The following is a 25,512-nucleotide window of genomic DNA, read 5'->3' on the forward strand; positions in this document are numbered from 1 at the left end:
CTGTTTCCTACAATCTAGTCCTTACTTGTTATAACAAGTTGGTGAGCTTACCGACAATCACGGTGCCGCCACGCCCCAGAGATCCATGCAAACTCACGAACTCGAATACGACATCGTCGTGATCGGCGGTGGCACTGCCGGCCCGATGGCCGCAGTGAAGGCAAAGCAGCGCGACCCGAATCTGCGCGTGTTATTGCTTGACAAGGCGCACGTCAAGCGCAGCGGTGCGATTTCCATGGGCATGGACGGTTTGAACAATGCCGTCATTCCGGGGCATGCCACACCGGAGCAATACACCAAGGAGATCACCGTTGCCAACGACGGCATCGTCAACCAGGCGACGGTTTATGCATACGCGAAGCACAGCTTCAGAACAATCGAGGAGTTGGATCGTTGGGGGGTGAAATTCGAAAAGGACGAAACCGGTGACTATGCCGTACGTAAAGTCCATCACATGGGCGCTTACGTATTGCCGATGCCCGAAGGGCACGATGTGAAGAAGGTTCTCTATCGTCAGCTCAAACGTGCCCGCGTGTCGATCACCAACCGTGTTGTCGCCACCCGCTTGTTGACGGGGCCGTCGGGTGAGATCGCCGGCGTCATGGGTTTCGACTGCCGCACGGCTGACTTTTACGTAATTCGCGCCAAGGCCGTGATCCTGTGCTGCGGAGCGGCTGGCCGACTCGGTCTGCCCTCCTCGGGTTATCTGATGGGCACCTACGAGAATCCCACAAACGCCGGCGATGGCTACGCGATGGCGTATCACGCCGGTGCGGAGCTTGCGAACCTGGAGTGCTTTCAGATCAATCCGCTCATCAAGGATTACAACGGCCCGGCCTGTGCGTACGTCACGGGACCACTTGGCGGGTACACCGCTAACGGGCAGGGCGAGCGTTTCATCGAATGTGATTACTGGAGCGGCCAGATGATGTGGGAGTTCTATCAGGAACTCCAGAGCGGCAACGGCCCTGTCTTCCTGAAGCTCGACCACCTCGCGGAAGAAACGATCCAAACCATCGAGACCATTCTGCACACCAACGAGCGACCGAGCCGTGGGCGTTTCCACGAGCGCCGCGGCAACGATTATCGTACGCGCATGATCGAGATGCACATCTCCGAAATCGGCTTTTGCAGCGGCCACAGCGCCTCTGGTGTCTGGGTCGACGACCACGCAGCGACGTCCGTGCGCGGTCTGTACTCGGCCGGTGACATGGCGGCTGTCCCTCACAACTACATGCTTGGCGCATTCACTTACGGATGGTTCGCCGGCGAGAGTGCCGCGCAATACTCTCAGGCCGCCAGACTGGCGGACATCAATGCGGCGCAGGTCGAGGCGGAACGCGCACGGGTCTTCGCTCCGCTCAACCGCTCACACGGCCTGCCGCCGTCGCAGGTCGAGTACAAGTTGCGACGCTTCGTCAACGACTATCTGCAACCGCCCAAAGTCACGCGGCGCATGGAAATCGGTCTGCAACGCTTCGAAGAGATTCGCGAGGATCTGTCTCAATTGCGAGCGACCAGCCCACACGAACTGATGCGTGCGGTCGAGGTAATGGCGATCCGCGATTGCGCCGAAATGGCCGCACGCGCCTCGTTATTCCGTAAGGAAAGTCGCTGGGGGCTATATCACCATCGCATCGATTTTCCCGAGCGCAACGATGCCGATTGGTTCTGCCATACGCATCTCAAGAAAGATGCCCATGGTGAGATGACGTCATTTACCAAGCCCGTCGAGCCCTATGTCGTGCCGATCGACGAGAGCGAGCGCGGCGCGTACTCACGTCTGCGCGTGGCCCGCACCGAACAACCCGAAGCTGCCTAAGAAAAATTAAGAGAGATAACACAATGGCATTGGTTCCCCGCGAGGCGCATCTGCGCACAAGCGCCCCTGTCACGATCGATGAAGACAAATGCATCGCCGACAAGGGCTGCACCGTTTGCATCGACGTTTGTCCGATGGACCTACTCGCCATCGATCCCGAGACCGGCAAAGCCTTTATGAAATTCGACGAATGCTGGTACTGCATGCCGTGTGAGAAGGATTGCCCGACCGGCGCAGTGCACGTCGCCATTCCATATTTGTTGCGATGATGAATAGCTTCGGCCTGGCTGCCATACGGCTGCGCACCTTTCGCCCCCCATTTGTTTGCGTTCTCCCCCACACAACCCAGACCGAGGAAAGCGTCATGAAACGCACGTTTCGCTTCGCCGCAGCTTTGACCGCCATCACCGCTCTGCTCTCCGGCAGCGCTTACGCCGAGACCATTCGTATCGCCATTGGCACGCAGGACACCACGATAAATACTGCAACCGGCGGCGCCTTGATCCGGGAACTGAAGTTGCTCGACAGGTACTTGCCACATGACGGCAGGTATAAGGATGCGGTCTACGACATCCAGTGGAAGAACTTCACTAGCGGAGCGCCGATCACCAACGAAATGATCGCAGGCAAGCTCGATTTCGGATCCATGGCCGATTTTCCCGGTGTGCTAAACGGTGTCGCCAACCAGAAAGCCGGCCGTGGGAGCATTTTCATCAACGTGCTTTCGGGTAGCGTGCAAGGCAGTGGTAACGGGATTGTGGTGCCGGCAGACTCCGTAGTGCAGTCCATTGCTGACCTTAAGGGCAAGACGATCTCGGTGCCCTTCGCTTCTACCGCACACGGGATGTTGCTGCGTGCTGTCGCCGCACAAGGATGGAGTCCCGATCGCGACGTCAATATCATTACCCAGGCACCTGAGGTCGCTGGCCCGGCGTTGCAAAGTCGCAAGATCGATGCGCATGCCGATTTCGTGCCTTTCGCCGAATTGTTCCCTTATCGCGGTTTTGCGCGCAAGATCTACGACGGTTCACAAGGCGGTTCGGCCACGTTCCACGGAACGCTGGTCGAGACAGCATATGCGCAGAAGTATCCCGAGATCGTCGTTGCCTATCTGCGAGCCGTGATCGAGGCGAATCGCCTCATCGCTGCGGAGCCAGAGAAGTACAGTGAACTGATTGCCAAGGTTACAGGCATCGAACCGGAGGTCGACTATCTTTTCCATGGCCCGCTAGGTCTGCAAACACGCGATCTCACCTGGAAGCCCGAATACCGCAAGGCCCTGCAGACCTCGTTTGATACGCTTAAGCTCCTGGGGCGCACCGATGGTGATCTTGACGTCGCCCATTTCATCGATGATCGCTATCTTCGCGCGGCGTTCAAAGCCGACAAGCTCGACTACGATGCAGCACTGAAGAACTACGCGCAAACGCCGCTCAAGGCCAATGACGCGATCACGGGCAAGCCGATCGTCAAGTTCGAGCGCGTAGCCCAGATCTGGGTGCGAGGCGAGCCGACGCTGCGCAGCTATGCCGCCCCCGAAGAGGCGCTTAGCGAACTCGTGAAGCTGCGCGAGCAAGGCAAGGAGATCCGTGTCTTCTATGCTCAGGATCGCGAAACGGGCATCAAGCTCCTCGGCAATCAGGCCTGGTTCGCCCGCGAACCCGATGGCCGGCTGAGCGCGTTTCTGCTCAAGCAGCGTGCACAGACGTGGGCACAGGCACATGGCGCCAAGGTCTTCGACTTTGCCAACGCCCTCCAACCCGCTGCGCTGGCGACTCGCTGAGGTCGACGACGATGGCGACGGTAAGCACAAGCGGCGGGCGGGCCACGCCCCTGCAAGCACGAGGCGTCCGATCGGGACTGCAATGGGCGTCGCTCGCGCTATGTGTGCTGCTATGGCACATCGCATCGACGCATCGACTTAATCTTGGCCTGATTTCATTCGAAAACTTGCCCACGCCTGCTCAGACGCTCACTGCGGGCTGGGATCTGCTGCAATCGCCCAAGCTCGTGAGTCACCTCACAAGTAGCATAAGACGGGTAGCGAGCGGTTACCTGAGTGCGGTGGCGAGTGGCGTGTTGATCGGTCTGGCGATCGGGCGCTCGCAATGGGCACGGTTTGGCCTGCTCACGCCGCTTGAAGTGCTGCGTCCGATCCCAGCGGTCTCGTGGATTCCACTGGCGATCCTGATGTTCCCATCGTCCGAACTCTCGATGATCTTCATCACATACATCGGCGCTTTCTTTCCGATTTTGCTTGGCACGATACACGGCGCGGAGAGTGTCGATCCACGGCTAGTGGCATCAGCACGCAGTCTCGGCGCCGGTCCGGGTGCGATCCTGCGCGAAGTGATTCTGCCCGGCGCCGCGCCGGGTATCGTGACCGGAATGACCATCGGGATGGGAACGTCGTGGTTCTGCCTCGTCACGGCCGAAATGATCTCAGGCCAGTTCGGCATCGGATATTACGCGTGGGAGTCCTATACCGTGCAGCGGTATCCCGACATTGTCGTGGGCATGTTGCTCATTGGTGCGCTGGGCATGGGCTGCAGCGGCCTCGTGCGAATGACCGGGCGTCGCCTGACGCCGTGGCTCGCCGCCATTGGGGGCCGGCAATGAGTGCTCGCGAACCTGTCGCCGCCCCGGCGACCAACACGGGGCGAGTCATGCTGGAGCAGTTGGGCATCACACTCGGTCGGGGCGAGCAGCGCATCGACGCAGTACGCACGGTCGATGTCGTCATCGAGCCGGGCGAATTTGTCTGCATTATCGGTCCATCGGGTTGCGGCAAATCGACTTTGCTCGGAGTGCTTGCCGGCCATATTGCACCCAGTGCCGGCCGGGCGACGCTCGACGGCGAGCATATCGACGGGCCGCATCCGGATCGGGGCATTGTGTTTCAGCACCACACACTACTGCCGTGGCGCACAACACTCGATAACGTTGCATTCGGCCTGAAGATGAAAGGTGTGAGCAAGCGCGAGCGCCACCGTCGTGCCCGCTTGCTGCTCGAACGCGTCGGTCTGGCCGGGGTTGCCGACCGGTATCCCGCACAATTGTCTGGCGGCATGCAGCAGCGTGCGGAAATTGCTCGTGCCATGATCAATCGTCCGCGCATCCTGCTTATGGACGAACCATTCGGTGCGCTCGACGCGCAAACACGAGGCATGATGCAGGCGCTGCTGCTCGATGTCTGGAGCGAGCATCGTCAGAGTGTCGTGTTCGTGACGCACGACATCGACGAGGCACTGTTTCTCGCCGACCGAATTCTTGTGATGAGTGCCGGGCCGGGCACAATCATCGAAGACATTCGTGTGCCGTTCGCCCGTCCGCGCGAGCGCGACGAAGCGCATGACCTTGTGACCGAGCCCGCGTTCGTCGCCTTGAAAAAGCACTGCCTGACACTGTTGCGCCACAACGCACCGATTCATCCCGTTGCCCGGCTCAACCCGCTGGGCGATATCAGAATCCCCACTTCCGCAGGTTCCGCATTATGACGTTTGCCCTTCCCCCCAAAGACGCTGTGCTGTTCGACACCCGGGACGACGAAGGCCTGCGCGAACGATTCCTGGCCTCGGACGCCGTGGTTCGGCGCCTGGCAGTTATCGATGCCGCTGACCTCGAAGACGAGGTCTATCTCCCGTTGCTCGTAGCGGTGCTGCAAGGCGATGTGGATGCCGACGTGCGGCGCACCGCTGCGGAACGCCTCAGCGCCTGGGAGACGCCGGAGGCGGTCGATGCCTTGTGCGCCGCGCTTCGCGACAGCGACGTCGGCACACGTGACGCTGCCGCCGAAAGTCTTTCGGCGCTCAAAGTTGCCGAAGTGGGATTGCGCCTGCTGGCTCACCTAGCTGACGCGGATGCATTTGGGCGCGCGGCCTTGCTGCGTGCGTTGCGCGAGCTGCGTCTGCCCCAATCCGCCGAGCCTGCGCGCACGGCGTTGGCCGACACCTCCGCACTGGTTCGCCGCGAAGCGGTGGGTGTCCTCGGCTGGCTGCGCCACGCACCGGCGATAGACGAGATTGCTGCACTGGCACGCAGCGACGACTCTCCCGATGTGCGACGGGCCGCGACCGGGGCACTGGGTTTTACGACCGGCGAGCACGTGCTGCCGACATTGACAGTAGCGCTTCGTGACAACGAATGGCAGGTTCGCGAGGAAGCCGCGTCCACATTGGGCAAGCTGCGCCTGACCAACGCGCGTGCTTCGTTGGAGGCCGCACTCGATGACTCGTATTGGCAAGTCGCGTTGCAAGCGGCCCGCGCGCTTGGGCGCCTGCAACAATCGGACAGTACGCACCCGCTTTGCGCGCTGCTTGCCTATCCCGTGAGCAACGTGCGCAAGGAGGCCGCACTGGCGCTTGGCGAAATCGGAGACCGCAGTGCCCTCGGCGTGCTTGACGTCGCGCTAAACGACGGCGATCCGGAAGTGCGTAAGGCCGCACGTATTGCCATCGCCCAGATCGGCACCCATCACGGCACTCGCTCGTGAGGCATACCGCCCGCCAGTGACTTCGTCGCCAACGTCCTCGCCTTACAGGCGACTATCGCATCTGTTTCCATGCCACGCCCTAACCTGCCTTCGCTCAGTCTCGACTTCGCCTCGCTTCGGCTTGCCTATTCGCGCGATGACGTCACCCCCCTACAAGTCGTTGACGAAGTCTATCGGCGGATTGCCGCCGACGATGACCCCTTCATCTGGCTGCACGTCGTGCCGCGAGAGACAGCCTATGCGCGCGCACGTAAGCTCATCGAGCGGCGGGCCGCGGGCGAAAGACTTCCGCTTTTCGGCGTGCCCTACGGCATCAAGGACAATATCGACGTAGCTGGCGTGCCAACCACTGCGGGCTGTGACGCGTTCGCCTATGTTCCCGAGCAGAGCGCCACGGTCATCGAACGGCTCGACGCGGCCGGTGCGCTGTTCATCGGCAAGCAGAATATGGATCAGTTCGCGACAGGACTGGTCGGCACGCGTAACCTCACCGGCCATTGCCGCAATGCTTTTAGTCGCGCCCATATTCCTGGCGGCTCGAGTTCTGGCTCAGCGGTGGCCGTGGCAAAAGGGCATGTCGCGTTTTCGATCGGCTCGGATACCGGCGGTTCGGGGCGAGTGCCGGCAGCCTGTAACAACATTGTCGGATTAAAGCCGACGCCGGGGCTGATCGGTATGGCCGGGTTTGTCTATTGCAATCGTACGTTTGACGTGGCCCCTGTATTCGCGTTGACGGTGGACGATGCCTATGCTGTGTTCGATATTCTGGTTGGCCACGACCTTCGCGACCCGTTCTCGAGTCGCGAAGCTGTGCTGGCTCCGGCGCAAGCCCTTCCCGATCGCTTCCGCTTCGGGGTTGTGGCCGACAATCAACTTGAGTTCTTTGGTGACAGACATGCGGAGCGTCAATACGCACGCGCCCTGGATACCCTCATTGCTGCGGGCGGCGAGCCTGTTGGCGTCGACTTTTCGCCGTATCTGGCTGCGGGCGATCTCGTTTTCAACAGCGCGTTGGTCGCCGAGCGTGGCATTGCTTACGGCCAATGCGCAGCGCAGCATCCGGAGCAGATTCATCCGATGGTACTCGACGCATTGTGCTCAGCTTCGCGTTACTCCGCTGCCGATGTGTTCGATGCGATATATCGTTTGCGCGAGTATCGCGCCGCCGTCGACGCGACCTTCGCGACGCTGCCACTGCTGGTCGTGCCGACATGCGGCACGCTACCAACCTGTGAGGCCGTCGCTGCCGACCCGATCGTTGCGAATGCGCGTATGGGGCGTTATACCTACTTCGCAAATCCGCTCCGGTTGTGCGCCATTAGCGTGCCTTCAGGCATGCGCGACGATGGGCTGCCTTTCGGGCTAAGTCTGATCGGCCCCGCTCTGTCCGACCGCCGACTGGCTTCGCTGGCCAATCTGCTACATGCACGGACTTCGACGCGTCTGGGTGCAACGGCGAACGGGCTGCCACAGTACATCACCGGCCACCATGCTGTGACAGATCGGTAATCTTCGCCGCCGATATTCAAATCGCGATTGATTGGTTGGATGACATCGAGTCAGACGCGACAATGCCATTAACTTGTTATGACATGGCAGATCACTCGCTTTCCATCATCCGGAGCCTTGCATGAGTTCATTCGCGACAACGTCCGCAGCCCCCCCTCACGCTGCCGAGTCAGGCGCATCGGTGCCATCAGCCCCGTCTACCGATGCACACGGCCGGCTTGCCCTGCTTACGGCAGCGCAGATGGTTGCGGGATACGCGAGCGGCGCATTCTCGCCAGTGGATGTCGTCACCGACGTCCTCGCTCATATCGAAGCTAACGAACCACTCATCAACGCTTTCGCGTGGCTTGACGGCGAGCAAGCCCTGGCGGCGGCGCGCGCGTCTGAGACGCGGTGGCGTGACGGGCATGCGATTGGCGGAGCGCATGGCGTCGATGGTGTGCCAGTCACTATCAAGGATCTGCTTCTCGTCAGGGGATGGCCGACGCTGCGCGGAAGTCGCCTGGTTGATCCAGATCAGGACTGGAACGAAGACTCGCCTGCGGCTGCGCGGCTGCATGAAGCGGGGGCGGTAATTCTTGGCAAAACCACGACGGCGGAGTATGGCTGGAAGGCCCTCGCGGACAGTCCTCTTACAGGCATCACGCGTAACCCTTGGCATTTGGATCACACTCCGGGCGGGAGTAGCGGCGGTGCGGCAGCCGCAGCCGCGATCGGCTACGGTCCGCTGCATGTTGCGACCGACGGCGGCGGATCGACCCGGTTACCCGCAGCGCACTCGGGTGTATTCGGCTTCAAGCCCAGTTTCGGGCGCGCCCCCGGATACCCCGCAGCGCACACCGGTACGCTGTTCCACATAGCTCCGATGACGCGCACGGTGGCCGATGCCGCACGTCTGCTGCGCGTCATTGCGCGTCCAGACGCACGTGACTGGTACGCACCGCCTTACGTCGAGCGCGATTGGTTGATTGGTCTGGACGACGGCATACAAGGGCTACGCATTGCGTTCAGTCCGACGTTGGGCTTCGCTCGCGTGGATCCCGAGGTTGCCGACCGCGTCGATAAGGCTGCGGCCTTGTTTCAGACGCTTGGGGCGAGAGTGCAACGCGCCGACCCCGATATCGGCGACCCGCTGACGTTCCTTCGCGTTCTGGTTGACGCTGGCGTGGCGCGTCTGTTCGAGTCGATTCCTGCCGAGCGGCACGCGCTGGCCGAAACGGGCTTCAGAGCTGCGGCGGAGCGTGGTATGGGCATCACAGCGGTGCAATATCTTGCTGCCGTGCAGACGCGCGAGCATCTGGCGCAGCGTCTCACGGCGTTTGTCGGCAACGAATGGGATCTGTTGATTACACCGACCACCACCACGGTAGCGCCGGTAGCAGACCCTGCCGCCGAGGGGTATGCCACAGGCGCGGCCATTTCACCGTTCACATATCCGTTCAATCTGTCCCAACAACCTGCTGCCTCCGTGCCAATCGGGCTGAGTGCACATGGCTTGCCAATTGGGTTGCAGATTGTTGGCCCTCGGCATCGTGACGATCTCGTGTTGCGCGCGGCTCGCGCTTTCGAACGGATTTCTCCGTTCCCTGTGCTTTCAAGAATTCGGGACGTCTGACCTGAGGTCGTACGCCATGCCGCTTCACCGCCTCCCCATTGCCGAACAAGGCTTTCGATTCGACGCGCCTCATAGCGCTCCCGGTCACCTCTGACGATGCTCTCGGACCTTACCCACATGCGCCGCTCTGCGTTCCTGAATTTCCCGCTGCCCCGTTTGCTTTCCCGCACGCTGCCTGGCCCGGATCGTGGCTTGCGCCCTCGCCGGCGCATGCGACTTGCAGGATTACCCGGCATAGCGGCCGCGGCGGCCTTTTCCATTCTTGCAACGGTAGATACACCCTCGGCAGCGGCACCGGCCGTGACCATTGGCGAAGGGCTTTCGCTTGGCTGGGCTCAATTCTTCGTGGCGGACGCCGACAAGCTTTGGCAAAAGGAAGGGCTGTCTCCGAACTCAATCACTTTTGCAAGCGGCCGCCTCGTGCTCGACGCCGTTGCTGGCGATCGCGTGCTAATTGGCACCGCCGCGGAAACGCCTGTCGTATTCGCTGCGCTCAACGGTGTGCCAGTGCGGATCGTCGCCACCACGAACAACGGCAACGGAGCCCCCTACGAGCCGTTCGAGTTGGTCGCGAATCAGTCGATCAGGACGGCCGCCGATATCAAAGGTAAGCGCATCGGTTATTCACAGGGCACCAATGCCCATTATTACCTTTCGAAATTGCTCGAAAAGCAGGGTCTGAAGTGGTCTGACATCACGGCTGTCAGCCTCTCCCCGGGGGATTTCGTCAGCAGTCTGGTGAACGGGTCGCTCGATGCATTCGTCTGGACCGAGCCGGCAATATCCCAGGCGGTGACACAGGGCCGGGGCAAGTTCCATACGATTGCGGCACCGGGCCTGTATCACGCCATCTCGGCGGTCATCACGTTGCAGTCGACCATCGACAAACACCCGGATCTGCTGCGACGGGCGCTACTCGCGGTTCGTGCTGCTGACGCGGCTAATGCGGCGGATCCCTCGCGCGCGTCCGCTCTCGTCGCGCAACGCGTGAACTTCGATCCCGCGCTGGCCGCCCGGTACTGGCCGAAGCTCAATCTCGGCCTAGGGATCGACAAGGCCTCCGTTGTGCGTGAGCTCGAGAGTCAGGCGCGTTGGGCAATCGACAATAAGCTGGTACGGCCCGGCGCCCGTATTCCCGACTTCAATCAGGTCGTGGTGACCGGCATTCTGGACAGCATTCGATGAATGCCAGTGTACCCGTACATGTAAGTGCCGCGTTCGCGGAGGTCGCGTCGTTCGCGCCAGATGAGGCGCGGGCAACGGCCCTGATCGAATGCGTTGGCCTGGGACACCAATATGAGGCACGCGACGGGACGATCAGCATGGCGTTGGCCAATGTCGATCTGCGCATCGAGGCTGGCGAATTCCTCTGCCTGCTCGGCCCCAGCGGTTGCGGAAAGACGACGTTGCTCAACATGATCGCCGGTTTCGTTCGCCCTACCCAGGGATATCTGCGTGTGGCAGGCTTGCCAGTGAGGGGTCCGTCGCCAGAGCGTGGCGTCGTTTTCCAGGAGTATTCGTTGTTCCCCTGGCTTACGCTTGCCGGCAATGTTGCGTTTGGGCTAAGGATGGCCGGGGTTCGAGCAGCGGAGCGCCAGACGCGGGTCGAGAAGCATCTGGCCGCCGTTGGGCTGAACGAGGCAGCACGCCGCTATCCATTCGAATTGTCCGGCGGCATGAAGCAACGCGCGGCGATTGCCCGGGCGCTCGCGACCGACCCTAGCATCCTCCTGATGGACGAACCCTTTGCCGCACTCGACGCCATGACGCGTCGCGACCTTCAGGTGCAATTGCTTGAGATCCACCGGAACACACGTAAGACAGTCGTCTTCGTCACGCATAACATTGCCGAGGCCGTCTACCTAGCATCTCGCGTCATCGTGATGTCGCCCCACCCCGGGCGCATCGTGGACGATATCTCGTTAGCGGATTTCGAACACCCACGCCGTCGCACGTCTGCGCGCTTCAACTCACTCTATGAGCGACTTTCGCGTGCCATCGGAGCCGAGGTGTCGGAATGAGCCGTATCCCCGTTTCGGTGCGCCGCGCGCGCGTTCGCGACACATGGCTCGGAGCGCTTGGGCTGATCCTGTTTTTCGGCATCTGGGAATGGGTTAGCGATAGCGCCCTGGTAGACCCAGTGATGGTGCCGGCACCGTCGGCGGTTTTACGTGCAATGTGGCAACTGGCGGGCACCGGCGAACTGCAACGTCACGTGCTGGACAGTCTGTGGCGCGCCGGCGTCGGATTTCTGATCGGCGGCAGCGCGGGCGTTGTGCTCGGCGTGGCAATGGCCCGTACGCCTTGGTTCAATGCCCTTATCAATCCGCTCGTGCAAATGCTGCGTGCAATCCCATCGCTTGCGTTCGTGCCCCTAGCTATCTTCTGGTTCGGTATCGGCGAAGGCTCGAAGGTCTTTCTCATAGCTTGGGGCGTGTTCTTCCCGATCTGGGTCAACACTTATCTCGGCGTGAGCAACGCCAATCCGCTGCTCGAGCGAGCGGCTGCCAGTCTCGGCGCATCGCACTGGCGAATGCTGATCTTTCTTATCCTGCCGGCGGCGTTGCCGTTCATCATCGCCGGCGTGCGAGTGAGTCTTTCTCTCTCGCTAGTGGTGCTTGTCGCAGCCGAGTTGACGGGAGCCAATTACGGTATTGGGTATCTCATCCAGATGTCGCAACAGATATTTCGCGTCGACAACATGTTCGTCGGACTGACGTTGCTTGGAATAATGGGGTTCGCCGCCGATCACCTGTTCGATTTGGGAGTTCGGCGCTTACTCCCTTGGTACGGCGAGCAGAGGCGCGCGAAATGACGACGCGAAAATGAAGTAACGCTATCACTTCCGTGCGGACGGAAGTTCTCGGTCAACGCGCAAACGGTACTGGAAGGTGTCGCCCCGGAAGAACAGGTATTCGAAATCGATCGGGCGTGCTTCCTTATCGTGTGTGAGCCGCACAATCCGGAGCAATGGAGCGCCGTCCTGGATGTCCAACGCTTGCGCGATGGGCGCATCGGCCGCAACGGCATCGATGCTCAGGTCGGCGGCGCCAAGCGGCACCGCACAATCGTTCTCGAGGATCAGAAAGATGTCTCGGGTGACCAGATCGGCGCGCTGGAGTTGCCGGCCGAGCGATTCGGGCAGATAAGTGATTTCGTAGGAAACGGGGGCTCGGTTGAGAAAACGTACCCGGCGGATCTCAGTGACCGTCGAATGTTCTGCGAGACCGAGGCGCTCGGCGACCTCCGATGGCGCCGGTACGAAGCGAAAGTGCACGACACGATTGACGATCTCGTGTCCCAGACGCGACATGGCCTCGGCGAACCCCTGGAGTGACGTGACGTTCTGGAAGGCTTTTGGTTGGGATACGAACGCCCCCTTGCCGTGTACCTTGAATATCAGGCCTTCCTTTTGCAGATCACCGAGTGCCTGACGGATGGTAATGCGGCTGACGTCGAACATCGCCTGCAACTCGCTCTCCGAGGGCATCCGGCTGTGAGGTGCGTATGTGCCGTCAAGAACGCCTGTGCGCAGCATGTCCTTGATTTGGATGTAGAGGGGAACAGGAGAGCCGTGCGCGAGTTTGAGGCGACGAGTGGGCATCAATGAGCAGACCGATGGAAAGGGGACTGGCGATCTGCCAGCCCTGATCGAGCAATGCGATGCGCCCTATTATAGCGACGTTCGGCGAATCTCCCGTCCGCCATCGTCGTGCTTTCTCCCTACCCAGTAGTCAAGGGAGGGTCAGAATTTCCGTATTCGAGGCGGGTTGAGCGTCACGGGGACGGTCGAACGAATCGATCCGCGTAAAGGATTGCGAATTGGTTCATTGCTGTCTTCCAGTCCTTGGCTGCGCGGCCCCAATCAGCCGTGATGTATTACGCCAGGCTGCCATCAAAAACTTGGCGCCTTCGGCGTTTTCAATCCTCAGTCCAAGAATGTCGCGCGTACCGTCGGGCAGAATGCCCTGCGCCAGATATACCGCCTTGTTGCGTACAACAGCATCCTCGCGAATCTTCACACGCAGCGCGTCGAAGAACACGACCGGATACATCGGTTCGAGTGGCCGGGACTGCTAGGCGGGGACTTCACTCATCACCTCATCGGTGACCGAGCTGATGAACTCGGTCGAGACGTCCGTGCCGCTGCTCAAGCAGCTCGGCGGGGATCGTCGGCAGCTCCGCCGGTGGGGTTTTCGGTTTGCGAGGCATAGTCACTCCTTGGCGACATGTTATGCCTCAAACACGAAATTAATGACAGGCCCGAAAATATTAGACGAATGTCTAATATTCGAAGCGTACAGACGAAAAAAATGCCCGCTACGTTAGCGGGCACTTCTTTGCAAAGCTAGATGCTTGGCGGAGAGGGTGGGATTCGAACCCACGATACGGTATAACCGTATACCGGATTTCGAGTCCGGCGCATTCGACCACTCTGCCACCTCTCCAAGCGTTCTTTCTGCTTTGGTTCGCTGCCTGAGTGGCCTCAAGCAGCGAGAAAGAGATTATAGCCGAATTTCTTCCGCTGCCAACCCCTTTTTCCAGATTTTTTACGCAGCAGGTTTGAGGCACTCGATGCCGCCCATGTACGGACGCAGCACGTCAGGAATCGTCACCGAACCATCGGCGTTCTGATAATTTTCCAGCACCGCAACAAGGGTGCGCCCCACGGCCAGTCCCGAGCCGTTGAGCGTGTGCACCAGTTCCGGCTTGCCCTGCGCATTACGGAAACGTGCCTGCATCCGGCGCGCCTGGAAGTTCTCCATGTTCGAACACGACGAAATCTCGCGATACGTGTTCTGCGCCGGAATCCACACTTCCATGTCATACGTCTTCGCACTCCCGAAGCCCATGTCCCCCGTGCACAGCACAATCGTGCGGTACGGCAGATTCAGCTTCTGCAGAATCGCTTCCGCATGCCCCACCAACATCTCCAGCGTGGCGTACGACTCCTCCGGACGTACCACATGCACCAACTCGACCTTATCGAACTGATGCTGACGAATCATGCCGCGCGTGTCCTTGCCATAGCTGCCCGCCTCCGAACGGAAGCACGGCGTATGCGCCACCATGTGCATCGGCACCGCGTCAGCCGCCAGCAACTCGTCACGCACGATGTTCGTGAGCGACACCTCGGCCGTCGGGATCAGATAGAAGTTCTCGATGCGCTCGCCCTCTTCACCGCCCACCTTGCGCGGCACCTTGAACAAATCGTCCTCGAACTTCGGAAGCTGGCCCGTACCCCGCATCGACGCCGCATTCACGATATACGGCACGTACATTTCCGTATAGCCATGCTCCGACGTGTGCGTGTCGATCATGAACTGCGCCAACGCACGATGCAGTCGTGCAATGCCACCCTTCATCACCGAGAAACGCGCCCCCGCGAGCTTCGTGGCTGCATCGAAGTCCAACCCCAACGCCGCACCGAGATCAACGTGGTCACGCACCGCGAAGTCGAATTCACGCGGCGTGCCCCAACGGCGCACTTCCACGTTCTGCGTTTCGTCCGAACCGACCGGCACACTCTCATGCGGCAAATTCGGCACACCCAGCAACAGATCCGACAGGCGCGCCTGCACCTCCTCCAGTCGCACCTCCGACGCCTTGAGCGAGTCAGCAATGCCGCCAACCTCGGCGATCTCGGCAGAGGCGTCCTCCCCCTTGCCCTTCTTCATGCCGACCTGCTTCGAGAGCGCATTGCGGCGTGCCTGAAGCTCCTCGGTTTGCGTCTGGATCTGCTTGCGCTCCGCCTCGAGTGCAGCAAACGTCGCTACATCCAGCGTGTAGCCGCGCGCCTTGAGTCGCGCCGCAACGCCATCGAGATCCTTGCGAAGAAGTTGAATGTCGAGCATGGTGGGATGTCTATCGTTAGTGGCCCATTGTCGTGGACCATGGAATTCGTTCTGGCCGCCCCGCGCCCTCATGGCGCCGGATACAGCATCAAACCGTGGATTTTACCAAACGCGCACCGCGATTTCGCCATTTGACGCGTTTGTGATGTCGGCAACGTCCGCGCTCAGGCAGTCTCGTCGTCGGAAGGCTCAGCCGGCGGATTCTCCCCGGAGGACGTCGCGCCGCCCCCGGACGGCTTCGCCAGCGCATCGGACTTACGCCCCTTCGCATTCGCGCGCCGCCACTCGGCATCGAGCGACTTCAGCCAGTTCAGCTTTTCCCCAATCTTGCCTTCCAGGCCGCGCGGCACAGGACGATACCAGCTCTGGGCCCGCATATCGTCGGGGAAATACGTCTCGCCCGCCGCGTAAGCATCGGGCTCGTCATGCGCATAGCGATACGCGTGCCCGTAGCCGAGTTCCTTCATCAGCTTGGTCGGCGCATTGCGCAGATGAATCGGCACCGCCCTAGACTTGTCCTTGCCAATAAACGCGCGCGCCTGGTTGTAAGCGTTGTAACCCGCGTTCGACTTGGGCGCCGCCGCGAGATACAGAATGGCCTGCGCCAGTGCAAGTTCGCCTTCCGGGGTGCCCAGCCGCTCGTACGTCTCCGCCGCATCAAGTGCGATGCGCGCCGCACGCGGGTCGGCCAGGCCGATATCCTCCCACGCCATCCGGACAATCCGGCGCGCGAGATATCGCGGATCGGCACCGCCGTCGAGCATGCGACAGAACCAATAAAGCGCACCGTCCGGCGAACTGCCGCGTACCGACTTGTGAAGCGCACTGATCTGGTCGTAGAACGCATCGCCCCCCTTGTCGAAACGACGCAGGTTCTCGGCAAGCACACTGGCAAGCAACGCGCCGTCAATCGTGTCGAGATCTTGCGACATGGCCGCCTGCGCGACGATCTCCACGTTATTGAGCAACTTACGCCCGTCGCCATCGGCCGAGTCGATGAGGCCCTGTCGCGCCTCGTCGGTGAATGCAATATCGCCCAGCTCGCGCGACGCGCGCGTGATCATCTCGCCGAGTTCTTCGTCGTTCAGGCTCTTGAGCACGTAGACAGCCGCGCGCGAAAGCAATGCGCCGTTCACCTCGAACGACGGATTTTCCGTCGTCGCCCCCACGAAAATGAAAAGCCCCGACTCGACGTGCGGCAGAAATGCATCCTGCTGTGCCTTGTTGAAACGATGCACCTCGTCGACGAACACGAGCGTCTGCTTGCCCTGCGCTCGCTGAATCTGCGCAGCCTCGACGGCATCGCGAATATCCTTCACGCCCGAGAGCACCGCCGACAGGGAGATGAAGTACGCCTTGAATGCATCCGCCATCAGGCGCGCCAGCGTCGTCTTGCCCACCCCCGGCGGCCCCCACAGGATCATCGAGTGCGGACGTCCCGCCTCAAACGCCACGCGCAAAGGTTTCCCCTTGCCCAGCAAGTGGCGCTGGCCAATCACGTCATCGATGGTATGGGGGCGCAGGCGCTCGGCTAAAGGCACCGAAGCCGACAGAGGGGCGTCGTCTGGCATGTTCTCAAGCAGCGCGGCCGGGGAATCCCCGGCCGCATTCGGATAATCAGATGTCCCCATTATGCCAGCCCGACGGCCGGCTCGTCCGCAACGCACATGCGCAGCAACGGGGACAAGTCGCGCTCAACCCTTGATCAGGTCTGCCCCCTTGGGCATCGTGAACTTGAAATGGTCCGCCGGCATGGGCGGATTCTTCTGGATCTTGTCGAACGTCAGCAATGTGACATTGCCGAACGCGTCGTACAACTCCATCGCCGCCAGATTGCCATCGCGAAAGCCGATGCCCACGCGTTGGAACTGTGTGTCCTGCGACTTCGGCTTCAACTCCACCCAGTCGATACCGTTCTTCACCCCGGCATCCTTGAGCGTGAAATTCTTCTCGATATCGTTGCTGCCGAACAGGATCGCCGCCGGACTCGCGCCCAGCGAGGTGCCCAGCTTGCGCTCAGTCACCTGATTCAGGTCCTTGTCGTAGATATACAGCGTCTCGCCATCCGCCTGCAGCAACTGGTCGTAAGGCTTGACGTAGCGCCAGATAAAGCGGCCTGGACGCGAAAACTCGAACGTGCCCGATGCCGAGTTCGTCACCTTCATCCCGCCGTCCTGCTGCCCCTTGACCTGCTTCTGCTCAAACTCGCCGCGCGCCGACTTCACCTGCGCCGCGAAAGCCTTGAGCTGCGCCGTGCCACTTGCGTAAGCAGGTGCGGCCAGCGCCGCCAGCGTCACGCCGACGGCACCCGCGATAAGCGGCAAGCCGCGCTTGAATCCCAGCATGTTCCTTATTCTCCTTCGCGATTCGGCACCAGAATTTCCCGGTTACCGTTGCTCGCCATCGCCGACACTACGCCGGATTGTTCCATCTGCTCAAGCAGGCGCGCCGCCCGGTTGTAGCCGATGCGCAAATGCCGCTGCACAAGCGAGATCGACGCGCGGCGCTGCTTGAGCACCACAGCCACCGCCTGATCGTACAGAGGATCGGACTCTGCGCCGCCCTCGCCAGTTCCACCGGCCGCACCGTCGACGCCACCGTCTTCACCTTCAGTCACACCGTCCAGAATCCCTTCGACATAATTCGCCTCGCCCTGCTCTCTGAGCCGCTCGACCACGCGATGCACTTCGTCATCGGCCACGAACGCCCCGTGAACACGCAGCGGCAACCCGGTGCCCGGCGGCATATAAAGCATGTCGCCCATGCCCAGCAGCGTTTCGGCACCTTGCTGGTCGAGAATGGTGCGCGAATCGATCTTCGACGACACCTGGAACGCCACACGCGTCGGCACGTTCGCCTTGATAAGCCCGGTGATGACGTCGACCGACGGGCGCTGCGTCGCCAGAATCAGGTGAATGCCCGCCGCGCGCGCCTTCTGCGCAATACGGGCGATCAACTCTTCAACCTTCTTGCCGACCACCATCATCAGGTCGGCCAACTCGTCGATCACCACCACGATGTACGGCAGACGCTGCAACGGCTCCGGTTCCTCGGGCGTCAGCGAGAACGGATTCGGGATGTGCTCTTCGCGCTTCGCGGCGTCGTCGATCTTGTTGTTGTAGCCGGCGAGATTACGCACACCGAGCTTGCTCATCAGCTTGTAGCGGCGCTCCATCTCGGCCACCACCCAGTTCAGCGCATGGCCCGCCTGACGCATGTCCGTCACCACCGGGCACAGCAGATGCTGGATGCCTTCGTACATGCTCATTTCGAGCATCTTCGGATCGATCAGGATCAGCCGGACCTGCTCGGCCGTCGCCTTGTAGAGCAACGACAGGATCATCGCGTTGATCCCGACCGACTTACCGGAGCCGGTCGTACCGGCCACCAGCAAGTGGGGCATCTTCGCCAGATCGGCCACGACCGGCTTGCCGCCAATGTCCTTACCCAGCGCCAACGTCAGCAACGACGACGAGTCGTTGTAGATCTCAGAGCCCAGAATCTCCGTCAGGCGCACGGTCTGACGGCGCGGATTCGGTAGCTCCAGCCCCATGAAATTCTTGCCGGGAATGGTCTCGACCACACGGATCGACACGAGCGAGAGCGACCGCGCCAGATCCTTCGCCAGATTGACGATCTGGCTACCCTTCACGCCCGTCGCCGGTTCGATTTCATAACGGGTAATGACCGGCCCCGGATAGGCGGCCACGACATTCACTTCGACGCCGAAGTCCTTGAGCTTCTTTTCGATGAGGCGCGACGTGAACTCGAGCGTTTCGCCCGAGACCGTCTCCACTACCGCCGGCGCAGGATCGAGCAGCGCCAGCGGCGGAAGGATGGAATCCGGCAGATCGGCAAAGAGCGGCGCCTGCTTTTCCTTCTCCACACGCTCGCTCTTGGGCACCACCTTGACCGGCGGCACGATCTGCACCGGCTCGTGAACCTCCGTGCGCACGCGGTTCTGCACTACCGCACCTTCGCGCGCGATGGCCGCCTCCTCGCCCAGCCGGCGGTCCTGACGCGCCTCACGGCGGCGGCGGATCACGGTGCCGGTATCCAGAATCAATGTGCCAAGCTTTTCGGCGGCGGACAGCCACGAGAAATGGAACAGCAGCGACAGCCCGAAGGCAAAGATGAGCAACAACGCCAACGTGCCGCCCGTAAAGCCGAGCGCGTGCTGGAAGAAACCGCCGACGGTCTCGCCGATCACGCCGCCCGAAGCACGCGGCAATTGGGTTTTGAAGCGGTAAAGACGCAGGGATTCGATGCCGGCGCTCGAGAGCAGCACCATCAGGGACGAGACGATCTCCACCCATCCGCCGCTCGCGAGCCGTTCGCGCAGCGGGGGCGCTTCACGCCTGGCCGAGATCCGGCGGTAACCCGAAATCACGCGCCGGCCGATGAAGACCACCAGCCAGTAGGCGGACACGCCGAGCATGAGCAGCAACATATCGGCAACCCACGCGCCGACACGCCCCGCCCAGTTGGCGATGCGCTCCACGTGCGCCGCATGTGTCCAGCTGGGGTCCAGACGGCTGTAGGAGAACAACGCCATCAACAGGAACACCATCAGCGCAACCTGCGCCATCCAGCGGATTTCATGGAAAAGGTGCGTCACCCGGTTGGGCAACGACGATCCGGCACCTGCAGAGTAGGAAGATTTCGTCGTCATCAAGCCATACGGTTGGGCGGGCAGGCGGGCGGCCTGCCGCGCAGCAAGGCTCCATTGTAAACAACTATTACATTGCTCAATGCACGAAAAGGTGACAAGCAGTAACGCCGGGCCTCCCCGCCTCGCTCAGGCACGTTTGGCGACGCTGCGCGGCCAGCATGCCCACCTTGCATCCGGCGCGTGCGCCTCCGGATTTAGGAGACGTCCCGGCGTCGCTGTCAGCGGCCTGCCCGGCAGGGCCGCACGGCCCACAGACTATCGCGCCGATTGCGAGGCTCGATCAACGAAACGACGTCGGCCCCTTATAATGTCGGTTTGCGCCATGCGCCCCCTGCTGCGTTCTCGCGGTGCGGGCCCCGGCGCCAGCCCCCATCCCCTTTCCGGTGAGTCCGTCCATGTCCGTTGCCAAGCATGCCAAAGTCCTGATTCTCGGTTCCGGCCCCGCCGGCTATAGCGCCGCCGTCTATGCCGCGCGCGCCAACCTCAAGCCCGTGCTGATCACGGGCATCGCCCAAGGCGGTCAGTTGATGACCACCACGGACGTCGAGAACTGGCCTGGCGACCCCACCGGCGTGCAAGGCCCCGAGTTGATGGCCCGTATGCAAGCCCACGCCGAGCACTTCAATACCGAGATCGTCTTCGATCATATTCATACGGTGCGTCTGAACGAGCGCCCGCTGCGCCTGATCGGCGACTCCGGCGAATACACGGCCGACGCCCTGATCATTGCCACCGGCGCCTCGGCCCAGTACCTCGGCCTGCCGACCGAAGAAGCGTTCTCCGGGCGCGGCGTGTCCGCCTGCGCCACCTGCGATGGCTTCTTCTACAAGGGCAAGGAAGTCTGCGTGGTCGGCGGCGGTAACACTGCCGTCGAAGAAGCGCTGTACCTCGCCAACATCGCCAGCAAGGTCACGGTGATCCACCGTCGCGACAAGTTCCGCGCCGAGCCGATCCTGATCGACCGTCTGTTGGAGAAGGCCAAGCAAGGCGTAGTCGAACTCAAGTACGACAGCGTGCTCGACGAAGTGACCGGCGACAACTCGGGCGTAACCGGCGTGCGCATCAAGAATGTGAAGAGCGGCGCGCACGAAGACATCGCGTTGCATGGCGTGTTCATCGCCATCGGCCACAAGCCGAACACCGATATCTTCGACGGTCAGCTCGAAATGAAGAACGGCTACATCGTCACGCACAGCGGCCTGAACGGCAACGCCACCGCCACCAGCGTGCCGGGCGTGTTCGCTGCGGGCGACGTGCAGGATCATGTCTACCGTCAGGCCATTACCAGCGCCGGCACGGGCTGCATGGCCGCGCTCGATGCTCAGCGTTACCTCGAAAATCTCGATCAGTAATCGCTGAGCCCCCTGCCGCGGCGCCCTCGCTGTGTGAGCTTTCATACAGCCAGGGCGCCGCTGTCGTCTGCCCCTCCACCGTCCTTGTTCGCACGACCATGAGCAAGAAGCCCCCCAAACTCAGCCTCGGCGATCTCGCCAGCCTGCGAGATTCGCTCGCCAAGGAAACCGCTGCGCGCGAAGCCGAACGCGCGGCCGCCGCCAAACGCGCCGCGCAAGCCAAGCGCGATGCGAACGTATTCCGCGACAGCATCGGCGACATCGCCCCGCTATCCAGCAAGAGCGCGGTCAATCGCGTCGAGCATCCGCGCCAGCCCCCCGAGCCTGTCGCACGTCAAACGCAGGAAGACGAAGCCGCCGTACTCTTCGAATCGCTCTCCGACGAATTCGACCCCGAGGCGTTGCTCGACACCGACGATCGCCTGTCCTATCGCCGCCCCGGCATCAGTCACGACGCCGTGCTCAAGCTGCAACGCGGCGAATGGGTGGTTCAGGCGCAGATCGACCTGCACGGCATGCGCCGCGACGAAGCCCGCGAAGCGCTCTCCGCCTTCTTGCACGACGCCGTGAAGCGCGGCCTGCGCTGCGTGCGGGTGATTCATGGCAAGGGTCTTGGCTCGGTGAATCGCGAACCCGTGCTCAAGGACAAGGTGCGGGGCTGGCTGGCACAGAAGAACGAAGTGCTGGCATGGGCCCAGGCACAAGGGCGCGACGGCGGGGGTGGCGCGCTGGTAGTATTGCTCCAAGCGGCGCAAACGAGAGCGCCGCGCGGATAATCGACACCTGCATCAGGGGCGCCATCGCGTCGACGAGCGCACCCTCACATCGCCAATTTCGCCACAGATCACGACGTTTCACTGACAGGATTCGCCGATGATTCACGAGATGAGCGCCCAACTGCATACGATACTGGCCGTCATGGAGGCCATCGCCGTATTGTCGTGCGCCATCTCCGGTTTCGCCGAAGCCCGCAAGCAACACCTCGACCCGGTCGGCGCGTTCGTGCTGGCCTTCGCAACCGCCTTCGGCGGCGGCACGCTGCGTGATGTGCTGCTCGACCATCGCCCGTTCTATTGGGTGCAGCACCAGTGGTACACGGTCATCATTCTCGTGCTCTCGCTATCGACGTCCGGCGTGCTGCGGCTCGTCTCGCGCGTGGCCACCGAGCGCGTGTTGCTCATTACGGATGCGATCGGTTTGGGGTTCTTCAGCGCGTCGGGTACATCGCTGGCGTTGCAAACCGAGATGTCGGCGTTCATGTCCGTGATGATGGGCGTAATCACCGGCGTGGGCGGCGGCGTGATGCGCGACATCCTCTGCAATGAGGTGCCGTTGGTGTTGCGAGACACGCGTCCCTATGCGGTGTGCGCCTTCATCGGGGGGTGGATCTACATCGCGCTCACCTACGCCGACCTCGATCCCGTCTATACATTGTCGATCAGCGCGTTATCCGTCATTTTCGTACGCCTGATCACCGTCGCGTTCGACGTCCGGCTCAAAACCTGACGCCCCGGTAAACGCCGAAGGGCGACGCCGCTTGCGCAGCCGTCGCCCCCCTCGATCCTGCCTCCCGTTCGTCGCGCCACCTTCGCAGCGACGCCCGAACCGGCCTCAGACCGCCTGCTCGCCTTCTTCGCCCGTGCGAATACGGATCACGCGCTCAACGTCGGTCACGAAAATTTTGCCGTCGCCGATCTTGCCGGTGCGCGCCGCACCCAGCACCGCGTCGATGACCTGCTCGGCCTGCGCCGCGCTCACCACGACTTCGATCTTGATCTTCGGCAGGAAGTCGACAACATACTCCGCGCCGCGGTACAGCTCGGTGTGCCCCTTCTGACGGCCGAAGCCCTTCACTTCCGTGACGGTCAGGCCGGTCACGCCGACTTCGGCCAGCGCTTCGCGGACTTCGTCGAGCTTGAAGGGTTTGATGATGGCAGTTACGCGTTTCATTGTCGCCTCGATATCTTGGTTGGTTTGTTCTGAAAATTCGCCGAGCTATTGTACCGGGCCGGGGGTCGGCACGCCGATGACAACGTGCCTCCCCCTCCTTGCCCCGATGCGCTCAGGCGCGCGGGTCGTCGGGCACCTTGTCCAGATCCGCGAGCCACACCACCGACTCCGAATCGCTTGGCGCACGCCAGTCGCCACGCGGTGAGAGCGAGCCGCCCGTGCCGACCTTCGGGGCATTCGGAATACACGACCGCTTGAACTGGCTCGTGCGGAAGAACCGGTCCAGGAAAATCCGCAGGTTGCGTTTGATCGCGACCAGATCGTAAGCGTTGCGGGCGAGTTGCCCTTCGTCGGGCCAGCGTCCTGCCGAGGCATCGTGCCACGCGCTCCACGAAAGGAATGCCACCTTGCGCGGGGCATAGCCGAAGCGCAGCGTGTAATAGAGGTTGAAGTCCTGCAACTCGTACGGTCCGATGAAATGCTCGGTCCGCTGCTCGGGCGCACCGTTGGCCTTGCCCGGCACCAACTCGGGGCTGATTTCCGTCTCGAGAATATCGATGAGGACGTTGCGACGCGACCCGGCCTCTTTGCCCGTTCTGACGGCTTTCGACGACGCCGCGCCTCCCAACTGTCCCGTCTCCGCCACCCATCGCACGAGGTGCATGATGAGTGTCTTGGGCACACTGGCGTTCACGTTGTAGTGAGACATGTGGTCGCCCACGCCGTAGGTGCACCAGCCCAGCGCCAGTTCGCTCAGGTCACCTGTGCCGATCACGATCGCGCCCAGATGATTCGCCAGACGGAACAGATGATTGGTGCGCTCGCCCGCCTGCACGTTCTCGAATGTGACGTCGTAGACTGCCTCGCCCTTCGCGAACGGGTGATCGAGGTCCTTCAACATCTGCATGCAACTCGGGCGAATGTCGATCTCACGCGCCGTACATCCGACCGCCTCCATCAACTCACGCGCCTGACGCAGCGTGCGCTCGCTCGTGGCGAAGCCCGGCATCGTGTACGCCAGGATATTGGTGCGCGGCAGACCGAGCCGGTCCATGACTTTCGCACACACGAGCAACGCATGTGTCGAATCGAGACCGCCAGACACGCCGATCACGACCTTCTGAATCTTCGACGACGCCAGACGCTGCATCAGCGCCTGCACCTGAATGTTGTAGACCTCGTGGCAGCGCTCGTCGCGCCGGCGCGGGTCGGACGGCACATACGGGAAGCGCTCGATGGCGCGCGCAAGCGGCAGCTCGGCATCGCGCGGTACGGCGACATCGACCTTGATCGTGCGAAACCGAGCGGCCTCGCCGGCATGGCGGCGCGCCGAGACGCCGAACGTCGTCTGATGCATGCGCTCGCGCGTGAGCCGCTCGAGATCGACGTCCGCATAAATCAGATGCGACTCGCTGGCGAAGCGTGCCGACTCGGCCAGCATGTCGCCGTTCTCATAGATGAGCGCCTGCCCATCCCAGGCGAGGTCGGTGGTCGACTCCCCTTGCCCCGCCGACGTGTACAGATATGCCGCGAGGCATCGCGCCGACTGCTGCCCGACCAGTTGATGCCGATAGGCCGACTTGCCGACCACCACGTTCGATGCCGACAGGTTGACCAGCACCGTCGCCCCGGCCAGCGCCGCAAACGACGATGGCGGCACGGGCACCCAGACGTCTTCGCAAATCTCGCAATGAAAGCGCAGTAACGGCTGATCGGCCGCTTCGAAGATGAGCGAGCCGAACGGCACGTCCTCGCCGAGCAACGTCACGGTATCGACGCCTGCGTCATCGGCGGCGTTGAACTGACGGGCTTCGTAGAACTCGCTGTAGTTCGGCAGGTACGTCTTGGGAACAACACCATGAATGCGTCCGCGGGCGACGACCACGGCACAATTGAACAGACGCTGTTGCACACGCACCGGCATGCCGACGATCAGCGCGGCGCCCAGTTCGCGGCTCGCGGCCACAACGTCGGCCAGCGCCATGTCGCAGGCGTCGAGCAGGGCGCGCTGCTGGAACAGGTCTTCGCAGCTATAGGCGGGGATGCCCAGTTCGGGGAAGGCAACGAGTACCGCGCCCGCCGCATCGGCCTGCTTCGCGAGGGCGATAGTCTGCGCGGCGTTGTAGACGGGATCGGCCACGCGGCATTGCGGCACCCCGACGGCTACACGCGCGAAATCGTGATTGTAGAGATTGAGAAATCGGTTGGTCATGTCGGCGGCTACCATGCATCGCCCTTGTGCCGT

At 61.9% G+C, this 25,512-nt stretch carries 21 protein-coding genes, 1 tRNA gene and 1 pseudogene; 14 read left to right on the forward strand and 9 right to left on the reverse strand.

The genetic code is table 11. The annotated features are described in order from the left end of the window. Positions 1-85: 85 nt before the first annotated feature. The 11 genes from C266_RS07010 to C266_RS07060 all read left to right on the forward strand — a co-directional run bounded on the left by C266_RS07010 (position 86) and on the right by C266_RS07060 (position 12,253). A complete protein-coding gene (locus C266_RS07010) occupies positions 86-1,822 on the forward strand; it encodes a fumarate reductase/succinate dehydrogenase flavoprotein subunit (RefSeq protein WP_010805411.1) in 1,737 nt (578 codons plus the stop codon). 23 nt (positions 1,823-1,845) lie between these two features. Continuing rightward, positions 1,846-2,091 (forward strand): ferredoxin family protein, encoded by a 246-nt coding sequence (locus C266_RS07015; protein ID WP_010805412.1) that lies wholly within the window; start codon positions 1,846-1,848, stop codon positions 2,089-2,091. A gap of 95 nt (positions 2,092-2,186) precedes the next feature. Beyond that, positions 2,187-3,605: an ABC transporter substrate-binding protein gene (locus C266_RS07020; RefSeq protein ID WP_010805413.1), complete on the forward strand. Its 1,419-nt coding sequence runs from the start codon at positions 2,187-2,189 to the stop codon at positions 3,603-3,605. A gap of 11 nt (positions 3,606-3,616) precedes the next feature. Further along, complete coding sequence (locus C266_RS07025; protein WP_010805414.1) at positions 3,617-4,441, forward strand: ABC transporter permease; 825 nt, start codon at positions 3,617-3,619, stop codon at positions 4,439-4,441. Further along, entirely contained in the window at positions 4,438-5,319 is an 882-nt protein-coding gene (locus C266_RS07030) for an ABC transporter ATP-binding protein (protein WP_036661913.1), read from the forward strand. The genes C266_RS07025 and C266_RS07030 overlap by 4 nt, the downstream gene beginning before the upstream one ends. Further along, positions 5,316-6,314 (forward strand): HEAT repeat domain-containing protein, encoded by a 999-nt coding sequence (locus C266_RS07035; RefSeq protein WP_010805416.1) that lies wholly within the window; start codon positions 5,316-5,318, stop codon positions 6,312-6,314. The genes C266_RS07030 and C266_RS07035 overlap by 4 nt, the downstream gene beginning before the upstream one ends. Before the next feature lie 69 nt (positions 6,315-6,383). Continuing rightward, positions 6,384-7,823: an allophanate hydrolase gene (locus tag C266_RS07040; RefSeq protein WP_010805417.1), complete on the forward strand. Its 1,440-nt coding sequence runs from the start codon at positions 6,384-6,386 to the stop codon at positions 7,821-7,823. Between the two features lie 121 nt (positions 7,824-7,944). Then, positions 7,945-9,438, forward strand: coding sequence for an amidase (locus C266_RS07045; RefSeq protein WP_081636200.1), 1,494 nt, complete (start codon positions 7,945-7,947; stop codon positions 9,436-9,438). A 117-nt stretch (positions 9,439-9,555) separates the two neighbouring features. After that, complete coding sequence (locus tag C266_RS07050; RefSeq protein ID WP_210400001.1) at positions 9,556-10,623, forward strand: ABC transporter substrate-binding protein; 1,068 nt, start codon at positions 9,556-9,558, stop codon at positions 10,621-10,623. Further along, positions 10,620-11,459, forward strand: coding sequence for an ABC transporter ATP-binding protein (locus tag C266_RS07055; RefSeq protein WP_010805420.1), 840 nt, complete (start codon positions 10,620-10,622; stop codon positions 11,457-11,459). Before C266_RS07050 ends, C266_RS07055 begins: the two co-directional genes overlap by 4 nt. Then, on the forward strand, positions 11,456-12,253 hold the full coding sequence (locus tag C266_RS07060) for an ABC transporter permease (protein ID WP_010805421.1): 798 nt from the start codon (positions 11,456-11,458) through the stop codon (positions 12,251-12,253). The genes C266_RS07055 and C266_RS07060 overlap by 4 nt, the downstream gene beginning before the upstream one ends. A gap of 24 nt (positions 12,254-12,277) precedes the next feature. On the opposite strand, the gene C266_RS07065 is transcribed toward C266_RS07060, so the two are convergent. The 7 genes and pseudogenes from C266_RS07065 to C266_RS07095 all read right to left on the reverse strand — a co-directional run bounded on the left by C266_RS07065 (position 12,278) and on the right by C266_RS07095 (position 19,965). After that, positions 12,278-13,042, reverse strand: a complete 765-nt coding sequence (locus C266_RS07065) for a GntR family transcriptional regulator (protein ID WP_036661915.1) — start codon at positions 13,040-13,042, stop codon at positions 12,278-12,280. A gap of 274 nt (positions 13,043-13,316) precedes the next feature. After that, a pseudogene (locus C266_RS27305) lies at positions 13,317-13,583 on the reverse strand (transposase); the annotation flags it as partial. Between the two features lie 212 nt (positions 13,584-13,795). Further along, positions 13,796-13,886 (reverse strand) — tRNA-Ser (locus C266_RS07075). 102 nt (positions 13,887-13,988) lie between these two features. Further along, positions 13,989-15,293 (reverse strand): serine--tRNA ligase, encoded by a 1,305-nt coding sequence (serS, locus tag C266_RS07080; RefSeq protein WP_010805424.1) that lies wholly within the window; start codon positions 15,291-15,293, stop codon positions 13,989-13,991. A 164-nt stretch (positions 15,294-15,457) separates the two neighbouring features. After that, the gene (locus tag C266_RS07085; protein WP_144265740.1) at positions 15,458-16,864 is read right to left on the reverse strand and encodes a replication-associated recombination protein A; all 1,407 of its coding nucleotides are present in this window, start codon (positions 16,862-16,864) and stop codon (positions 15,458-15,460) included. A 123-nt stretch (positions 16,865-16,987) separates the two neighbouring features. Next, the gene (gene lolA, locus C266_RS07090) at positions 16,988-17,638 is read right to left on the reverse strand and encodes an outer membrane lipoprotein chaperone LolA (RefSeq protein WP_010805426.1); all 651 of its coding nucleotides are present in this window, start codon (positions 17,636-17,638) and stop codon (positions 16,988-16,990) included. A gap of 5 nt (positions 17,639-17,643) precedes the next feature. Beyond that, positions 17,644-19,965, reverse strand: coding sequence for a DNA translocase FtsK (locus C266_RS07095; RefSeq protein ID WP_036661918.1), 2,322 nt, complete (start codon positions 19,963-19,965; stop codon positions 17,644-17,646). 395 nt (positions 19,966-20,360) lie between these two features. On the opposite strand from C266_RS07095, the gene trxB reads away from it, so the two are divergent. From trxB to C266_RS07110, 3 genes are all read left to right on the forward strand, one after another. Continuing rightward, positions 20,361-21,317 (forward strand): thioredoxin-disulfide reductase, encoded by a 957-nt coding sequence (trxB, locus tag C266_RS07100; RefSeq protein ID WP_010805428.1) that lies wholly within the window; start codon positions 20,361-20,363, stop codon positions 21,315-21,317. Between the two features lie 98 nt (positions 21,318-21,415). Continuing rightward, positions 21,416-22,093: a Smr/MutS family protein gene (locus C266_RS07105; RefSeq protein WP_010805429.1), complete on the forward strand. Its 678-nt coding sequence runs from the start codon at positions 21,416-21,418 to the stop codon at positions 22,091-22,093. Between the two features lie 109 nt (positions 22,094-22,202). After that, positions 22,203-22,823, forward strand: coding sequence for a trimeric intracellular cation channel family protein (locus C266_RS07110; RefSeq protein ID WP_036661994.1), 621 nt, complete (start codon positions 22,203-22,205; stop codon positions 22,821-22,823). A gap of 105 nt (positions 22,824-22,928) precedes the next feature. Here C266_RS07110 and C266_RS07115 read toward each other — a convergent pair whose 3' ends face one another. Beyond that, a complete protein-coding gene (locus tag C266_RS07115; RefSeq protein ID WP_010805431.1) occupies positions 22,929-23,267 on the reverse strand; it encodes a P-II family nitrogen regulator in 339 nt (112 codons plus the stop codon). Positions 23,268-23,379: 112 nt separating this feature from the next. Continuing rightward, on the reverse strand, positions 23,380-25,479 hold the full coding sequence (locus tag C266_RS07120; RefSeq protein WP_010805432.1) for an NAD(+) synthase: 2,100 nt from the start codon (positions 25,477-25,479) through the stop codon (positions 23,380-23,382). Positions 25,480-25,512: the final 33 nt, after the last annotated feature.

The organism is Pandoraea sp. SD6-2 (genome assembly GCF_000389825.1).
Taxonomy (GTDB): Bacteria; Pseudomonadota; Gammaproteobacteria; order Burkholderiales; family Burkholderiaceae; genus Pandoraea; species Pandoraea communis.

Excerpts from the sequence above, each read along its gene's own strand:
- C266_RS07050 (WP_210400001.1), top strand. The coding sequence starts at position 9,556 with ATGCGCCGCTCTGCGTTCCTGAATTTCCCGCTGCCCCGTTTGCTTTCC.
- lolA (WP_010805426.1), bottom strand. The coding sequence starts at position 17,638 with ATGCTGGGATTCAAGCGCGGCTTGCCGCTTATCGCGGGTGCCGTCGGC.
- C266_RS07020 (WP_010805413.1), top strand. The coding sequence starts at position 2,187 with ATGAAACGCACGTTTCGCTTCGCCGCAGCTTTGACCGCCATCACCGCT.
- C266_RS07030 (WP_036661913.1), top strand. The coding sequence starts at position 4,438 with ATGAGTGCTCGCGAACCTGTCGCCGCCCCGGCGACCAACACGGGGCGA.
- C266_RS07035 (WP_010805416.1), top strand. The coding sequence starts at position 5,316 with ATGACGTTTGCCCTTCCCCCCAAAGACGCTGTGCTGTTCGACACCCGG.
- C266_RS07115 (WP_010805431.1), bottom strand. The coding sequence starts at position 23,267 with ATGAAACGCGTAACTGCCATCATCAAACCCTTCAAGCTCGACGAAGTC.
- C266_RS07045 (WP_081636200.1), top strand. The coding sequence starts at position 7,945 with ATGAGTTCATTCGCGACAACGTCCGCAGCCCCCCCTCACGCTGCCGAG.
- C266_RS07095 (WP_036661918.1), bottom strand. The coding sequence starts at position 19,965 with ATGACGACGAAATCTTCCTACTCTGCAGGTGCCGGATCGTCGTTGCCC.
- C266_RS07065 (WP_036661915.1), bottom strand. The coding sequence starts at position 13,042 with ATGCCCACTCGTCGCCTCAAACTCGCGCACGGCTCTCCTGTTCCCCTC.
- C266_RS07010 (WP_010805411.1), top strand. The coding sequence starts at position 86 with ATGCAAACTCACGAACTCGAATACGACATCGTCGTGATCGGCGGTGGC.
- serS (WP_010805424.1), bottom strand. The coding sequence starts at position 15,293 with ATGCTCGACATTCAACTTCTTCGCAAGGATCTCGATGGCGTTGCGGCG.
- C266_RS07105 (WP_010805429.1), top strand. The coding sequence starts at position 21,416 with ATGAGCAAGAAGCCCCCCAAACTCAGCCTCGGCGATCTCGCCAGCCTG.
- C266_RS07015 (WP_010805412.1), top strand. The coding sequence starts at position 1,846 with ATGGCATTGGTTCCCCGCGAGGCGCATCTGCGCACAAGCGCCCCTGTC.
- C266_RS07040 (WP_010805417.1), top strand. The coding sequence starts at position 6,384 with ATGCCACGCCCTAACCTGCCTTCGCTCAGTCTCGACTTCGCCTCGCTT.
- C266_RS07120 (WP_010805432.1), bottom strand. The coding sequence starts at position 25,479 with ATGACCAACCGATTTCTCAATCTCTACAATCACGATTTCGCGCGTGTA.
- C266_RS07085 (WP_144265740.1), bottom strand. The coding sequence starts at position 16,864 with ATGCCAGACGACGCCCCTCTGTCGGCTTCGGTGCCTTTAGCCGAGCGC.
- trxB (WP_010805428.1), top strand. The coding sequence starts at position 20,361 with ATGTCCGTTGCCAAGCATGCCAAAGTCCTGATTCTCGGTTCCGGCCCC.
- C266_RS07055 (WP_010805420.1), top strand. The coding sequence starts at position 10,620 with ATGAATGCCAGTGTACCCGTACATGTAAGTGCCGCGTTCGCGGAGGTC.
- C266_RS07025 (WP_010805414.1), top strand. The coding sequence starts at position 3,617 with ATGGCGACGGTAAGCACAAGCGGCGGGCGGGCCACGCCCCTGCAAGCA.
- C266_RS07060 (WP_010805421.1), top strand. The coding sequence starts at position 11,456 with ATGAGCCGTATCCCCGTTTCGGTGCGCCGCGCGCGCGTTCGCGACACA.
- C266_RS07110 (WP_036661994.1), top strand. The coding sequence starts at position 22,203 with ATGAGCGCCCAACTGCATACGATACTGGCCGTCATGGAGGCCATCGCC.